The organism is Thermogemmatispora aurantia (assembly GCF_008974285.1).
Lineage (GTDB): Bacteria > Chloroflexota > Ktedonobacteria > Ktedonobacterales > Ktedonobacteraceae > Thermogemmatispora > Thermogemmatispora aurantia.
This window is the reverse complement of sequence record NZ_BKZV01000005.1, coordinates 313,242-328,135: the sequence shown is the minus strand read 5'-3', so window position 1 is coordinate 328,135 and position 14,894 is coordinate 313,242. Positions and strand designations below refer to the sequence as shown.

Genomic DNA, 14,894 nt, shown 5'->3' with positions numbered 1-14,894 from the left:
CTCGCCTAACTCAGAAGGAGGGCGGCGATACCACAACGTATCAGCGTCTCCCCTCACTACCCTGTGATGACAAGCCGAGATGCTGACGCGATGCAAACAAAAGGCCGAGTAGCAGCAAGGTCCTTTTGCCCACCACACTGGCGGCAAGACAAACGAGCACCACACAACGGCTCCTGACAGGCAGGAAGCAGAGCTGAGACGGCCTGGCCAGACTCTCTTCCACGGCGAGCGTAGCCCAGGTCGACACGGACAGCGCCCTGAAGCCAGGCGAACGCCAGTGGCGGAGACAGCCCGCTCCCTCTGTCTCGCCTGGCTTGCTGGACGAATCATGAGGCTGAGGCCCAGGCCCAGACCGAATCTGTCGACCTGGCCGTTGGGCTTGATTGACAGCCCGCCATAGCTCGATGAGCCGGGTCAGTCGGCCTCGTTGTTGTCTGCGCCCTACCTGGACCTGGTTCCCCTGGCAGCTCCCCCGCTTGATACATTACCATACCAGGTGGCAGGGAAGCGAGGGTCTCTGCACCCACCCCCGGGCGGGCAGACCCTGATAGCTGTCAGGCGGCTACCAGCGAAAGCCCTCATAGAGCTTTACGAGACGCCGGGCGTAGTCGCTCCAGCCAGCGACAGCCTCCAGCTGCGGTTCGGCACAGGCAGCACGCAGCAGATCCTGGACCACGCCCGAACGTACCTCCCCCAGCGCCCGCTCCAGGTCAGCTTCATCAGCGGCATGGTAGAAAACCACGGCCTGTGAGGCCGGTAGATCGGCGAAAGAGGGGAGCGCGGGGGCTACGACAGCTCGACCATAGGAGAGGGCCAGCAGTGCCAACTCAACATTGCCGGCCCGCAAATGAGAGCGCTGTGGCAGAACCACGGCATCGGCAGCTCCCAGATAGAGCGGAATATCTTCATCGAGCGGTGGCCGGAGAAAGAGATGTAACATGGACATACGCGCCGCCAGCCGTAACAGGCGCGTGGGGCGAGAACGATCAGCCGGGGTTCCAACAAGGAGCAGGTGTGGCCCCTGAGAGACATCGCCTGGCACGGGCATGAGCTTTTCCCAGAGGCGGCGAAAGCTCTCACAGAGGCTGAGAACCTCCTCCTCACTGTGCCAGGCAGCAAAGCAGAGATAGACATAGGGAACGGAGGCCGGAATCCCAAGACGACGATAGGCTTCGACCCGCGGCAGAGGCGCGGCATAGTAGCCGCGAAAGCCAGCCGGGGGAAGGCCCTTGGTCCGCTCCTGGAGAGACCGCTCAGGATAGAAGTCTTCGATGCGCCGGGTGGGAACCAGGATGGCCTGAGCCTGATGCAGCAGATAGCGCTCCAGCCAGCGCCGCAGCAGCGGGCGGAGACCGCGCGCGCTATGCCACCAGCCCCCACTGTCAGCAATGACCAGCGGTAACCCCAGGCGGCGCGCGAGCCAGAGACGCAGCAGTAGATTGAGACCGCGCCGCAATGGCAGGCACCAGGCCCCTGGACGCTGCAACTGCACGATGCCACAAGCCTGGCCATCCAGGCCGCGGTGACGCCAGAGCCAGGTCAGAGAGAGATTGGCCCGCTCGACCTGACAGGCCAAACCCTCACGCCGCAGTGCCTGCGCTAACAAGAGGGTGGCCGCTTCATACTGCGGCGCCATGACCAGCAATACCGCCAGGCTGCCTTCTTGGGGTAGCGGACGCCAGAGCAAGCTCAGGCGCTGCAGGAAGCGCCCCCAGCAGCGCAGGCTCTCCATCGTCAGATACAGGTGCTGCGCCGATGTACCACGCGCGATCAGCAGATGGGGCTGCTCCCAAAGCCAGAGGCGCGCGAGATGCCTTAGATCAGTCAGCAAGGCCTTCCAGGAAAGACAGGCGTTGCGCTCCTCGGCCCGCTGCCCGAGAGCGGCGCTCAGTTCCATGAGCACCTCGGAACGACCTTGCCAGTAGGCATGGCCAATAAAAAAGGTGCGGCAGAGGCGCGCAGCATGGGCCCGGTGGGCCACCAGGGCCCGCGGCTCATACCAGAGCGCATAGCCGGCAGCATGGAGCCGCCGGCAGAGATCTTCTACGCCCAGTCGCGTCGGAACCGCCAGACGCTTGTCGAGCAGCGGCGAGAAGCCTCCAACCGCTCGCAGGGCGGCAACCTTCACAGAAAAGCTGCAGCTGCCCAAACTCTGGGGGTCCCTCAGCTGCTGGCGCTCGCCCGCAGGAGCAAAATAGCCGAGCACGGGCAGTAGCTCATCGGTCAGCCAGTAGGGACGAGGCGCCTCCCAATAGAGTTCAATCCGCCCGCCGACGGCATCGGCGCCGGTCTCGGCATAAGCCTGCAGCAGATACTCCAGGAAGCGCGGCGAGGCGAGGGCGTCGTCGTCAAGGAAAACGGCAATCTCTCCTCGCGCGACCTGGAGCCCCGCATTGCGCGCATAGGCCAGACCATTGCGCCGCTCGATCAGACAGCGCACCTGCCAGTCGCGCTCATCTGGCGCCCGCGCCTGCAGGTAGCGCTGCAACACAGCAGGTGTGCCATCCCGCGAGCCATTGTCGACCACAATCACCTCGTAGAGATGGCGCGCCAGCGTCTGACGCCGCAGGCTGGCCAGCGCCGAGAGCACGAGGTTGCATCGGTTATAGGTACAAAGAATGACGCTCAGCTGAGGGGAGCGACCCTTGCCACGCTCGTTCCCTCCCACTTGCTTATGCATAGCCTCCTCCCTCTTGCCTGGTCCTGGAGGCCAAGCCTCTGCGCTTGCCCTCTGCTCTGCTCACTTCAAGCTGAAGGAGAACAATGGAGAAGAGACAGCGATGGACCCACAACCAGCCAGGCACGGGCGATGCGCCGCTCGCCCGTCCGCCCAGCCCGGCATAGTCAGGCCCGCTCTCCTGCTCCTGCAATGATTGCCTCAATATGACAACAAACCTGCTCTATCCACTCCGGTTCCAGGGCAATCTCTCCCTCGCACGGCTCACCTGTTTCCCAGAGGCTGCTCACGAAGACAGGCTCAGCGCTCTCTTCGTTGCGCGCCAGGCTCTGAGCGGCCTCCTCGCTGATCACGGGCTCCGGCTGGCAGGTCGCCAGCTCGCCCTCTTCGACTCGCGCAAAGACGGTGGCATCGGGAACCATGCCCTGATCGGGGGCTAGCATTGGACTCCAGCGAATTCTCCACCCAATGAGATAATCATTCATGCTCCCTGCTACCTCCCAGCAGCATCTTCTCGCCTGCTTCCTTAGCTTTAACTTTGCTACCTGCCGGCCTCACGCTGGTTTGCCGCAGGCGCGGGCCTGGCTTAGGAAGGGGCGGCCATGATCAGCTCAGCCTGTGAGCGTTCGTTCGCACGCAAGGGGAGAAAGGGAAGCTCTGACCTGGCCGCCGTATACCTGCCACAGTATGGCATGCCCCCTGCAGTCTTGAGAAGAGAAGTTTAGTTGTGATCAGGTAATATCTTATGCTTCCCGGTTAACAATAGAAAACAGGAAATACATATTTTTCTTTACTTTAAGGAAATTATTTTAACTGCTCCTCTACCAGAATAGATAACCACTATTTTCACGAAAATAGTATACTACATACGCGGCATGTATCGCATGCTTAGCCCCGTCGTAGACGGGCAGGCGCGTGGCAGGAAGCTGGCGCCTGTAGAGGAGGATAATGTGAAGGACGAGGAGCACACAGGATCGCGAGATCGAGAGGCCACCCTCACATCGGCAGCGGCCAACCCAGGCGAGACGACGGAGGAAGAGCCATTTGCCCTGATCCATCTTCAGGCAAGCGAGCAGTCAGCAGCGGCACTGGAGCGAGCCGTGCGGCGTATCCGGCAGCAGATTCGCGCCCGAGACCAGATTTTCTCTCTAGAGGGCGAGTGTGTCCTGCTGCTACGTTCAGCCACGCTGGCGGGAGCGGAGGCTGTTATGCAGCGTCTGCGTCCGCTGCTGGCCGATGTCGAGCACAGCGCACGCTGTCTTGCCGGAGAGGCTGCGCGTCAATTTTTAGGCGAGCTACAACGGCGACAGCCACGCCTGATCGAAGGAGATCGAGACCCGCAGAGCTTCAGCCAGACCAGGCCGAGCGAGGAAGCGGCAGTACCCGAGGAGGATCAAGATCAGGCCGAAAGTCAGCTGCCTTACCTCGCCTTCCTCTCCAGCTATCCCTCGCTGCGCCTGCTCCATCTGCTGCCCTATGAGCTGGCGCAGCGGTACCGCTGTGTCCCCATTGGGGCCGAGCGAGGGACCCTGACCCTGGCCACGGCACGGCGGCTTGATCGTGCCATTCTGGATCATTTGCAAACAGTGACGCAGCGCGCCATTTTTCAGGTGCGTTGCGAGCCAGAGATGATCAGCGAGATTCTCCACTACTGGGAGCAACAGCAGCGGCGACTCTTAGCCGACCAGCCACAAGAGAACCCGGCCCGATGATGACCGGGCCAAGCATCTCGGCGAGAGAGAGAAGGTGAAAAGCTATGACACAAGTGGTTATCCTGGGATTCGATGGCCTGGACGCAGACCTGCTACGAGTCTATGGTCCAGCCCTGCCTCATCTGCGGCGCCTCATGCTGGAGTCGCCTTTCCTCGAACTCACCTCTAGTATCCCGCCGGACACTTATCCGGCCTGGGGCAGTCTCTACACCGGCCTGAACCCCGCCAACCACGGCCTGCTCTCTCTTCCTATCAGCGGCCTGGAGCCGGCAGGTCACGACGCCGAAGAGCCGCTCGCTCTCACCTGCGGCACCACCTTTTGGGATCTGGCCAGCGCCAGCGGCAAGCGGATCTGCGTGCTCAACCCCTATCTAGCTTATCCCGCCTGGCCTGTCAACGGTGTCATGCTGGCACTCTCGCCACACGATGGCAGCATGAGCATTACCCCCGAAGAGTACGAGCTAAGCCTTGCCTTTCCTGCCCTGCCACGGCTGGCTGAACAGGCTGCGCGGCGCGAGCAGTTGCGGACCTTTTACCACGAGCTGGTGAGCTGCACCCTCCAACAGGCCGCCCTTGGCCTGGAACTACTGCAACAGGAGCGCTGGGATCTCTTCTTTCTGCAGCTCAATGCGCTGGACGTGGTCCAGCACCTTTTCTGGCACTACAGCGATCTCAGTGATCCTGCCTACCCAGGGCAGAGTGAGCATCTAACACGCATCCAAAGCTTCTATCGTCTCTGTGATCACATCGTAGGCGAAGTACGGGCAGCGCTGCCAGCCGAGAGCATACTGCTCGTTGTCAGCGCCTATGGTCACGGGCGCCGCAGCCACCAACGGGTACATCTCAACGAGTGGCTACGGAGACAAGGCCTGCTCGTGGTCCAGCGCCGTAGCCCACGACTGCTAGAGCGCCCTCTTCCGGCACGCTTGCGCGGCTACCTGGCCTCCGACGAGTTGCTGACTCACGTCGGTCTTGCGGTGCGCGAACATCAGCCGCCAGCCCGCTCGCGGTCCCACCTCATCGATGAAGAGCACTCTCTGGCACGCGCCTTTAGCCTGGGAGGCGATGGGCCTTTCGGCGGTGTGACCCTCAATCGTCAGGGCCTCGAAGAACAAGGTCGAGACTACGAGGAGGTGCGCACGAGTTTGCAGAAAGAGATCCAGGATCTACGCTCGCGCGGTCGCCCGTTGCTCCGCTGGGTACGCAAACGCGAGGAAGTCTATCAGGGCAGATATTTGGAGCGGCTGCCGGATCTTCTGTTCGAACTCCAGAGCGATTTCGCGATCGGTGACGACTTATATGTGCCGCTGCTGACAACGCAGGCGGCGAGGCGTGCTATCTCGGGGACCCATCGCAAGGATGGCGTTTTACTCATCGGTAACCTCCTCCACCATGAGCCAAAAGTGAACGACATGCACGAGATTACTGTGATGGACGTCGCTCCTACGGTGCTCAGTCTGCTCGGGATCAACAACGCAGTACGCTTCGATGGCCAGCCGCTCCTTGCGCTCAGGACCGCCGAGTCGCTGTCGTGAAATAGCGCTCCGAGAGCGGACGAGAAGCGACCACATGGTCACTCGCATCGCTCACGAGGGCCTGACGCAGATTGGAGAGGGCGCTCTGGATACGCTTCTTCAGCGTATTCTCGGAGATGTGCAAGGCCCGAGCCATTTCCGGTAAGGTCATACCGCTATAGTAGTGCAAGACAATAGCGACGCGTTGCTTGGTAGGCAACTCCTCGACGGCCCGCGCCAGATCCCAACTGCGCTCAATCGAGCCTTTGTGCAGCTCGGCGGTGCGGGCCAGCAGGTCCGTCTCCAGATCGCAGAGTGCCTGGCGCAGGAAGGCGCTGGAGCGCGCCAGACGACGCTTGAAGCTGATGCATTGATTCACCACAATACGCACCAGCCAGGGGCGCAAAGCTCCGGCTTCACGCAGATCAGCGAGGTGATGCCATGCTTGAATGAGCGCGTCTTGTACGATGTCCTCAGCAGCGTCTCGATCACCCACGATCATGAAGGCCGTTCGCAACATCAGCGAGCTGTACTGCAGGGCAATGTCGCTGAAGGCGTCTCCATCACCACGCAGCACTCGTGTAATGAGTAGCTGCTGCTGGTCAGCCTGCTCCTCTCGCTCACTGCTTGCTGGCTCTTCTACGGGGAAACCTTGCGCGGGCGCAGACAACAGCGGCCCCACAGCGCGCCCCATCGCCGCAGGTCCCGCTGTGGCAAGCTGGCATTCTTGATACACCGTGAGTGAGAGCATGGTCTATTTAACCTCCTGCGTATGCAAACCACATACAGATATATAACATAGTATATACAATAAAGCAAGGGATGCATACCTATAATTGTCTGTATAGAAAACCTTTGTATAAAGTTGAGCATACTTTTTGTGTTCATCGTGTAGACAATCACCCGACAGCCCGCTCGGCGGTCCATCAGCATCCTTGACACACCAGGGAAACAAGAAGCGACAACAGACGCCATTCCCCGTCAGGCGTCAGTGCCCGCTCTCTCCGGTGAGCGCCAGAACCACCTCACGCGATGGCAGGTCACGCTGCGCTTCCCCGGAGTCGCTTTTATCGCCGACGGCGAGGAAAGCTGCTGAGCAGGGGAAACGACAACAGGCGGAGCAAAGTCTTGAGGAAGCCCAAAGGCAGGCAGCAGCGGCGACATGAGAGGTGATCTTACTAAGGAGGTTCGTTGTTCCTACAACGGGAGAGAGCCACGGGCGGCGGCCAGCACTGCCGCGCGGCCCTGTTGCTGTTCCAGCGTTAAAAAGCGTTGGAGACCTTGGCCATAGAGATCTCGACGACGCAGCAAGCGCCGGGCCATGCGCTCCTCACCGAGGGCTTGCAAGACATGGTAGGCCGTCCACTCAGCAAAGCCTTCACCTACCATCAGCGGCAGCCCCTCCAGGCCCTGCCAGGCTTGCCAGGCATGAGCCAGCTCATGGGCTACTACCGCTTGAAAGAGATCGCGCGGCAAATAGTGCTCGATGTAGATATCCTGCTCCCGGCCCTGTTGCAAAAAAATGCCAAGCAAGTGTGGGTCGCCGACCCCCCCTTCCTCACCAGGCTGCAAGCTGTTCTGACGCTGCTGATGCAGCTCCTGCAGCAGCGCGCGCTCGCACAGGTGAAGACGGGGGAGAGCAGGTAGCGTCAGCCCCGGTTCTTGCGGCAGCAGGAGAAAGATGCGCTGATAGAGTGGCGCCGCCTCATCCGGGCTATGCACAGCCTCAGCCCAACAGGCGGCGCAGCGGCGTGATGCGCCATGTCGCCCAGGCAGCAAGCGCCCCTGCTCATTTAAAGGCGCCTGGCAGACATCGCAGCGGGGGCGCTCCTCCAGGCAGCGCTGGCAATACCGGAGCGGCGAGTCTCCGATCACATAAGCGGCCTGCAGCAAGGCCCGACCGCAACAGGCACAGAAGGCTACCTGGGCACGGCACGTGGGGCAGAGGAGCGCTCCGCCCACCTGCTCCAGATGCCGCCCTGGTAGACCACAACGCTGACAGCGCGGCGCCGTGCCTTCGCAGGCCGGGCAGATGACCAGCCCGTTGGGATAAATCAGATATCGCCCTACCAGCGCCAGCGGGGTTCCACAGAGGTGGCAAAAGCGGGGGTACCTGCGGCTCATGACGCTTCGGTTTCACTGTATAGCACTTCAGAGTTAGAGCAGGTGATCCGAGGCTGAGGGAGTCGGTGGCACCTCCACAGAGTCTTGAATGCTGGTGGCCTGATGACGATCATCCTCTCTATCTTCTCCACCGCTGGTCCTCACCAGCCTTTCCATTGATTTCCCTCCATCGGCACCGCTGGCCCTGCTCGCCTCCCCGGGTCCCTCCGTCATCGACGGAGTTGGCGCGCCCGGCCCGGTCGCTTCCGCTTTCACGGGAAAGGAAGTCAGCGCTGGCAGCGGCACTGGCGGCTCCTCAAATTGCTCAGGATTCAGGCTGCGCCACTCTTGCCAGACAGCCACCAGCAGCGTCTGCAACACGCCCGCCAGGGGCGCAGCAAAAATGGCTCCGATCACTCCGAATAGCTCGGCCCCCGCCAATAGGGCAAAGAGCGAAACCACTGGGTGCAGACCAACGGCGCGCCCGACAATGCGCGGTCCGATGACATCCCCTTCGATGATATGCACCCCGATGAAGTAGGCCAGCACCAGCACCGCCGTTAGCCAGCCCTGGCTAAGGGCGATGAGCACACAGATCGCTCCCGAGGTGAGTGTCCCTAAGACCGGAATAAACTCCAGCAGGAAGGCCAGTACGCCTAATAAGACCGCATAGGGAACCTGCAGGATGAACATCCCCAGGCCGACCAGCACTCCGACCAGCGTCGAGAGCAGCAGCTGACCACGGATATAGCCCCCAACCACTCGCTCGACTGTATCCAGAAAGAAACGGGTCCGCGCCCGCTGCCGCGCCGGTACGCCGCGCCGCAACCAGCGCACCGCATGCTCGCCATCGATAAGCAGATAGATGCTCAGCACCATCACAATGACGATGTCGAGAACCCCTTCGAAGACGCCGGTGACAATTGGCAGGGCGCTGGTGGCCACGTTCTCTAGCTGGTTAAAGAGCTGCTGGCGCAAATCGCTCAATTGGCTGGTGCTAATGCCAAAGCGGTTGAGGATCTCCTCTAGCGGAGTTACTGAGCCACCAGGTCGAGGAGTCAGCATTTGCTGCACATAATGTGCTAGTGAGACGATCTGTTCAATAGTGGTTTCAATTACAAAGTAGAGGATAACACTTAGCCCGCCAAGCACTACAAGATACACTAGTAGAATAGCCACAAACCGAGGCACAAAGCGGTCCAATAAGCGCACCGCAGGAGCAATCGCATAGGCCAGTAAAGCGGCGATCACCAGCATGAGCAGCGAGTGCGCAATATGGCTGATGCCCCAGAGGGCCAGGGCGGCGAGGGCCATCCAGGCCAGAATCGCCAGCGGGATATCACGCCGGCGCGTCCAGCGCGCGGCGGAGCGCATTTCTTCTTCTAGCGATGTTTTGCCGGCTGGTTCGAACGTTGCTCTAGCGGTAGGATCACTGCTTGCGCCAGTCGACATCGATGGTGATGCCCCTTTCTTTACATTCTTGCTTGCTTGACAGGATCAGTCGACTACTCCCCCACCAATCTGAAGGCAGGAGCTTCTCGGAAACGCTCTCCGCTCTAGTCAGGCTCTGTGGATCTCAACCACAATCAGTCTTTCTAAGAGTATTCCAACTCTGTGGAGCTTGATACCACAATACAGGCTCGGGGAAGACTCACACCAGATAGAAAACGTATCTACTTGGTATACGACAGAGCCAGCCAATCGTTTCGGACGTTTTTCTCGCGGTAATCCACCACTTTCGGGTTGTGCGTTCTGCCTGCTCCTTCTCGTCTTCTGGAACCAGGTTCCTCAGTCTATTGTTCCTCACCGCCGGCCAGAAGGCAAACAAAAAAGGAGAGGCGATCTTGCCTCTCCGACTGGCTGGGGTGCAGGGATTCGAACCCCGATTGGCCGATCCAGAGTCGGCAGTCCTACCGTTGAACGACACCCCAACAGGCTGGTTTGCCAGGCAGCATCAGTACAGCGTTGACCGTGCTTGCGTATGCATATTACCGCAGCCACAAGGATTTGTCAAGCCCCTGGCGGAAGGCTGAGCAGCGCGCCGCGCTGCCAGGCACAGGCGAAGAGGGGCCGCGCCACCGCCGCGACTGCAGGCTCTTCCTCCAGACGTTGGGCCAGGGCGTGCTCCAAGGCGGCATAAGGGAGCAGGCCCGTGGCGCTGCAACAGACGGCTAGCATGAAGAGAGAGAGCAAGCCGGGAGGAACCTCCTCGCTCTTCGGTTCCTCTTCCCCGGCACGCGACCAACCACAACAGCGGGGTTCCACAAAGATTCCCGTCACTCCGCCTCTCCGCAAAGCGGCGGCAAGGGCTTCCTGATCGGGATAGGGCTGGCCTTGCAGGCCCGCCGCCAGCGGGGGTCGGCGCCAGGTAGAGATAAAGGCCAGGGCACCGGCACGCGCCAGGGGCAGTACGCGCAGCACTTCGCTCATCTCCAAGACGATCAGCAGGTCGGCCTGCCCGGGCGCGATGCGTGGTGTAGGGACCGGGCCGAAGCGCAGATGACAGCAAGCGCTGCCAGCCAGCCGGGCCAGGCTCAGGGGGGCAAAGGTCTGCAGCGTCAGGCCAACTTCGTCGGCAGCCAGCGCCAACACCTCCAGAGTAGTCTGCAACCCCTGGCCACCGACTCCGGCCAGAACCAGAGCTTGCCAGCGCAGATCACGCTCAGGAGACTCGGGCATAAGCACTTTACTCCTGCACCAGAAGAGATGGCCATGCAGAAGCCATCTCCTTCTGCTCATTGTGATCGCTCTCTGCCGCTGCTAGCGGTCTGATGGCCTTGAACGGGCAGGCAGCGGCACACAGTCCGCAGGCCACACAGCTCAGAGGATCAATGCGCACCCGTAGCTCACTCCTGGCCTTCAGTCCCTCCTTGGCGCCCTCCTCTGCTGGCATCAGTACTATTGAGGGACAACCGACTTCATAATAACAGGGCAGCTCGTCGCAACCACGTCCAGCACAACAGCGCGCCTCATCGATCTGAAACGGCGCCTCCTGGCCGGGTAACAAGCGACCTGGGACCGTACATGGTGCGCGCGCAATGACTACTGCCACTCCTGGGAAGGCCAGGGCTTCGCGCAGCGTCGCCACCGTTGCTTCCAGCTCATAAGGATTGACTTCGCGCACAAAGGTTACGCCGCAGCCGCGCACAATTGTCTCAATATCAGCCCGCGGCTTCGCCATTGGTCCGGTACCAGCCTGCCACGATCCCGGATTTGGCTGCTGCCCGGTCATCGCCGTCAGGCCATTATCCAGCAAAAGCAAGGTCAGGTGCACTCCCGCCTGAACAGCGTTCAGCAGCCCGGCGATGCCTCCATGAAAGAAGGTGCTATCGCCCATCGCCGCCAGCACTGGACGCTCGATGCCAGCGTACTTCAGCCCCTGAGCAATCCCCAGACTGGCCCCCATCGAGACCTCGGTCCAGCAGACCGAGAGCGGGGCATGCATGCCCAGGATAGTACAGCCGATGTCACCGGTTGTGATCACCTCATCGGGCTGGTAGCCAGCGGTCTGCAGTGCCCGTTTGAGCGCGTAATACGTCATCCGGTGTGGACAGCCGGGACAGAATTCCAGGGTACGCGGCAAAGGAGCCAAAAAGCCGCCCGGCTCGGGCAGAGCCGACAACTGTGCGGCCAGAGCCTGCGCTTCAGCGGCGCTCTCACGATAGCCAGCCGTCTCGAACAAGGCGGCCAGCGCCCGCGCTACCTGCGCCTGGTTGTACTCGCCTACGCGCGGCAGTAGCCCGCTACGCTTGCCCAGCAAGTGGACCCGTAGATTGTGCTCCGCGATCAGGGCCGCCATCTGGGTTTCGATCAGCGGCTCCAGCTCCTCCAGAACCAGCACCGCCTCCAGCGGAGCCAGGAAAGCTTCTAGTTCCTCGCGAGGCAGGGGATGAATCAGGCCCAGCTTGAAGACCGCCAGCGGGGGTGCCGCATGCAGACGAGCCTGTACCTCGGCCAGATAAGCCGCACTTACCCCGGCTACCACTACACCGATATTCCTCCCCCGAGGGAGAGGCGCCTGCGCTGAGGCGGTCGGTTCCTCTCGTCCATTGACCTCACTCAGCAGCGCGCCGGCCTGCTTCAGGCGCGCCAGGGCTGCGGCATGTTGCTCGCGACACCACTGAGGGACAGCCTTTGTAAAGCGTGCCACATCGCGCTGGAAGCTGGCTGGCTCCTCAACGGCGGGGCGCTTCAGAGGTGCCACCCTGATCCATGACTGAGAGGCCGCCACCACCGTCGTTCCAAGCAGCAGCACCGGCGCCCCAGTCTGGGCCGAAGCCCGGAAAGCCAGAAGAGTCATCGCATAGGCTTCCTCGGGGCTGGCTGGCATCAACAGCGGCACGCTCGCCAGGAGCGCATAGTAGCGCGAATCCTGCTCAACCATTCCATAGAAGACCCCGACATCATCCACAGCATAGATCACCAGCGCTCCATTGACGCCGCTGTGAGCGATTGAGAGCAACGAATCTGCCAGCACATTGAGGCCCGACATCTTCATCGTCACCAGGCTCTTTCTGCCAGCCCAGGCGGCTCCCGCGGCTACTTCCAGCGCCACCTTTTCATTGACGCTCCACTCGGCGGCCAGGCCAAAACGCGCCGCCAGCGGCAAGAGCGCCGCCAGCGCCCCCCCGCCAGGATTGCCTGGATAGCCAGTCACCACATGGACGCCAGCCTCCAGAGCGGCCCGCGCCACCGCCTCATCGCCGCTTAAAAACAGCCGCTTGCCCGGAGCAGTCAGACGATTCAACTCCAGACACACTCCTCTCGTTCTTGGCTCTCGTACCGTCGGCCTCATCCACAGCCGGCCAGGGATCAGGATCAGGATTGCAAGCCGTTGCAGCTCGCCAGGTTCGTTCGCAAGTCCATCGAGGTCACGACCAGAACGGGCCTGGCTCCCCAGACGATGACAGGATACATAGAAGTAAACGGCTCCCTTGGCGCCAGCCAGCGATCATAAGCGAGCAGGTGGTAGTCAGTCGGCAGCTCTCAGCCGCTCACCAGCGCCAGTGAGGGCCAGAGGGGAGGCGGTCCCGGTCCAGCCACACCCAGCCGGCTCACCATCTGAACAACAGCGCCGGCCTACCCGGTCACCATTTTCCGATACCGGGCGGAGGCTGTCAACAAACGCCTGTTAGAGCAGAGAGCCAGCCAGCGCCGCTGCAGCTGGCGCTCAAACCCAGGGTCCCGAGTGGAGGTCACACGGTTCTCGCTTAGACCATTGGAATATGCTCAGGAGGAGAGGAGCGCATCTGCTCCTGACTACGCTGCAGCAAGAGACGTTTCAGCACTATGCCAAGGCGACGGATGCCCTCCTCGATCTGCGCTTCCTGGGGATAGGCATAGCTCAGGCGGACATACTGCTGGCCACCCCCATCGACATGAAAAGGCTCGCCATTGAGGAGAGCCACCCCTTCAGCCGCCGCCTCACGCAGGAGGGTACGCGCCCGCAGACCGGCGGGGAGACGGCACCAGAGATGAAAGCCCCCTCCCGGCGGAGTCACCCGTATCTCACGGGGCCAGTAGTGCTCAATAGCCTGGAGCATAAGATCCCGCTTGCGTCGATAGGCAGCGCTGAGGCGCCGCAGATGCCCATCCAACCAGCCACGCCGCAATACCTCAGCAACCAGCCACTGACCAAAGGCGTTGGTATTCAGGTCAAAGACCTGCTTATGCAACGAGAGGCGTTCAATCATCGGCACCGGCCCGGCCAGCCAGGCCACCCGCAGGCCCGGCGCCAGCATTTTCGAGAAGGTGCTCAGGTAGATTACCTGCTCGTTGCTATCAAGGGCCTTCAGCGGCGGAGGCGGTGGCGTATCAAAATACAGCTCACCGTAGGCATCGTCCTCCAACACTGGTACCTGATAGCGCCGACAGAGCAGCAGCAAGCGCCGGCGACGCTCAGGCGACATCACCACGCCTGTCGGATTCTGAAAGGTCGGCAGCGTATAGATCAGTCGCGGGCGGTGGCGCCCCAGTACGCTCTCCAAAAGATCCAGGCGCAGTCCTTCGCTATCCAGCGGGATGCCAATGACTCGCGCCCCCAAGGCCCGAAAAGCCTGGATGGCCCCGATATAGGTTGGGACCTCGACCACGACCTCATCTCCGGGGCGCAGCAGAAAGCGCCCAACAAGGCCGATACCCTGTGTCGAGCCAGACAGAATCAAAATATGCCCGGCATCCACGGGCACGCCCCGCCGACGCATGCGCAGGGCCACCTGTTGACGCAGGCTCTGCAAGCCCTCCACCGGGCAATAACCAAGCGCCTCCTGACGGGCAGAGAGAAGCGAATCCTGACAGATCTCGCGGAACAGCTCTGCCGGCAGCAAGGCCGGCTCTGGCATGGCACTGGCAAAGGAGATCATCCCGCCATACTCAGCCAGCGCCATCAGCTCACTGAGCACGCGCGCGTCAGGCCCAAGCACCTCACTCTCACCGGCGGCCAGTCCCAGCAGCCAGGAAGGCATAGCAGGTTCGCACTCCTCGTCTTCCAGAGCGAGCAGGCTGCGCCGGACCAGCGTCCCACGCCCAACATGTCCCTCGATGAGGCCCTCGCTCGCCAACTCGTTGTAAGCATTCATGACCGTTGTACGATTGACTCCCAGCTCGCGCGCTAAAGCTCGCTCTGTGGGCAGGCGGGCCCCTTCGGGCAAGGCCCCGGAGAGTATCGCCTCACGCAACTGCTGATAGATCTGCCGATAGAGCGGCACACTGCTACTGCGATCGAGCCGAACAAAGACGGAGGCAGCAGGAGCAGCGGACCACGAGCGCGAGCGGTGCTCAAATGGGCGTGAGTGTCGCATGTTTTTCCCCCTCCAGCATTGGCTCATACCAATACACTAGCAGTGTAGTGCACCAGGCAGCGAATCACAAGAGCCAATGCAGACGGCA

10 protein-coding genes and 1 tRNA gene are annotated in these 14,894 nt (G+C 61.5%); 2 read left to right on the top strand and 9 right to left on the bottom strand.

Features of this window, described 5'->3' with window-relative positions:
* Positions 1–562 precede the first annotated feature (562 nt).
* Together KTAU_RS16325 and KTAU_RS16320 are read right to left on the bottom strand one after the other, a co-directional pair.
* A complete protein-coding gene (locus KTAU_RS16325; protein ID WP_151729369.1) occupies positions 563–2,680 on the bottom strand; it encodes a glycosyltransferase in 2,118 nt (705 codons plus the stop codon).
* 164 nt (positions 2,681–2,844) lie between these two features.
* Positions 2,845–3,162, bottom strand: a complete 318-nt coding sequence (locus tag KTAU_RS16320; RefSeq protein WP_151729368.1) for a hypothetical protein — start codon at positions 3,160–3,162, stop codon at positions 2,845–2,847.
* 465 nt (positions 3,163–3,627) lie between these two features.
* On the opposite strand from KTAU_RS16320, the gene KTAU_RS16315 reads away from it, so the two are divergent.
* Together KTAU_RS16315 and KTAU_RS16310 are read left to right on the top strand one after the other, a co-directional pair.
* On the top strand, positions 3,628–4,389 hold the full coding sequence (locus tag KTAU_RS16315) for a GspE/PulE/PilB domain-containing protein (protein WP_170293359.1): 762 nt from the start codon (positions 3,628–3,630) through the stop codon (positions 4,387–4,389).
* 44 nt (positions 4,390–4,433) lie between these two features.
* On the top strand, positions 4,434–5,924 hold the full coding sequence (locus KTAU_RS16310) for an alkaline phosphatase family protein (RefSeq protein WP_151729366.1): 1,491 nt from the start codon (positions 4,434–4,436) through the stop codon (positions 5,922–5,924).
* Here the strand turns inward: KTAU_RS16310 and KTAU_RS16305 are convergent.
* The 7 genes from KTAU_RS16305 to pdxR all read right to left on the bottom strand — a co-directional run bounded on the left by KTAU_RS16305 (position 5,899) and on the right by pdxR (position 14,806).
* Positions 5,899–6,654 carry an RNA polymerase sigma factor gene (locus tag KTAU_RS16305; RefSeq protein ID WP_151729365.1) on the bottom strand — a complete coding sequence of 252 codons (756 nt, stop codon included), beginning with the start codon at positions 6,652–6,654 and terminating at the stop codon, positions 5,899–5,901. The two genes, KTAU_RS16310 and KTAU_RS16305, sit on opposite strands and share 26 nt — an antisense overlap.
* A 446-nt stretch (positions 6,655–7,100) precedes the next feature.
* A complete protein-coding gene (locus KTAU_RS16300; protein ID WP_151729364.1) occupies positions 7,101–8,027 on the bottom strand; it encodes a hypothetical protein in 927 nt (308 codons plus the stop codon).
* Positions 8,028–8,060: 33 nt separating this feature from the next.
* The gene (locus tag KTAU_RS16295) at positions 8,061–9,458 is read right to left on the bottom strand and encodes an AI-2E family transporter (protein ID WP_228026498.1); all 1,398 of its coding nucleotides are present in this window, start codon (positions 9,456–9,458) and stop codon (positions 8,061–8,063) included.
* A 405-nt stretch (positions 9,459–9,863) separates the two neighbouring features.
* Positions 9,864–9,937 (bottom strand) — tRNA-Gln (locus KTAU_RS16290).
* Positions 9,938–10,016: 79 nt separating this feature from the next.
* Positions 10,017–10,685 carry a 2-oxoacid:acceptor oxidoreductase family protein gene (locus KTAU_RS16285; protein ID WP_170293358.1) on the bottom strand — a complete coding sequence of 223 codons (669 nt, stop codon included), beginning with the start codon at positions 10,683–10,685 and terminating at the stop codon, positions 10,017–10,019.
* Between the two features lie 7 nt (positions 10,686–10,692).
* A complete protein-coding gene (locus tag KTAU_RS16280) occupies positions 10,693–12,753 on the bottom strand; it encodes a thiamine pyrophosphate-dependent enzyme (RefSeq protein WP_170293357.1) in 2,061 nt (686 codons plus the stop codon).
* Positions 12,754–13,216: 463 nt separating this feature from the next.
* Complete coding sequence (gene pdxR / locus KTAU_RS16275) at positions 13,217–14,806, bottom strand: MocR-like pyridoxine biosynthesis transcription factor PdxR (RefSeq protein ID WP_170293356.1); 1,590 nt, start codon at positions 14,804–14,806, stop codon at positions 13,217–13,219.
* Positions 14,807–14,894 lie beyond the last annotated feature (88 nt).

What these genes read in the sequence shown, in the direction of transcription:
- KTAU_RS16295 (WP_228026498.1), bottom strand. Translation starts at nt 9,458, where the DNA reads ATGTCGACTGGCGCAAGCAGTGATCCTACCGCTAGAGCAACGTTCGAA.
- KTAU_RS16300 (WP_151729364.1), bottom strand. Translation starts at nt 8,027, where the DNA reads ATGAGCCGCAGGTACCCCCGCTTTTGCCACCTCTGTGGAACCCCGCTG.
- KTAU_RS16310 (WP_151729366.1), top strand. Translation starts at nt 4,434, where the DNA reads ATGACACAAGTGGTTATCCTGGGATTCGATGGCCTGGACGCAGACCTG.
- KTAU_RS16285 (WP_170293358.1), bottom strand. Translation starts at nt 10,685, where the DNA reads ATGCCCGAGTCTCCTGAGCGTGATCTGCGCTGGCAAGCTCTGGTTCTG.
- KTAU_RS16325 (WP_151729369.1), bottom strand. Translation starts at nt 2,680, where the DNA reads ATGCATAAGCAAGTGGGAGGGAACGAGCGTGGCAAGGGTCGCTCCCCT.
- pdxR (WP_170293356.1), bottom strand. Translation starts at nt 14,806, where the DNA reads ATGCGACACTCACGCCCATTTGAGCACCGCTCGCGCTCGTGGTCCGCT.
- KTAU_RS16320 (WP_151729368.1), bottom strand. Translation starts at nt 3,162, where the DNA reads ATGAATGATTATCTCATTGGGTGGAGAATTCGCTGGAGTCCAATGCTA.
- KTAU_RS16305 (WP_151729365.1), bottom strand. Translation starts at nt 6,654, where the DNA reads ATGCTCTCACTCACGGTGTATCAAGAATGCCAGCTTGCCACAGCGGGA.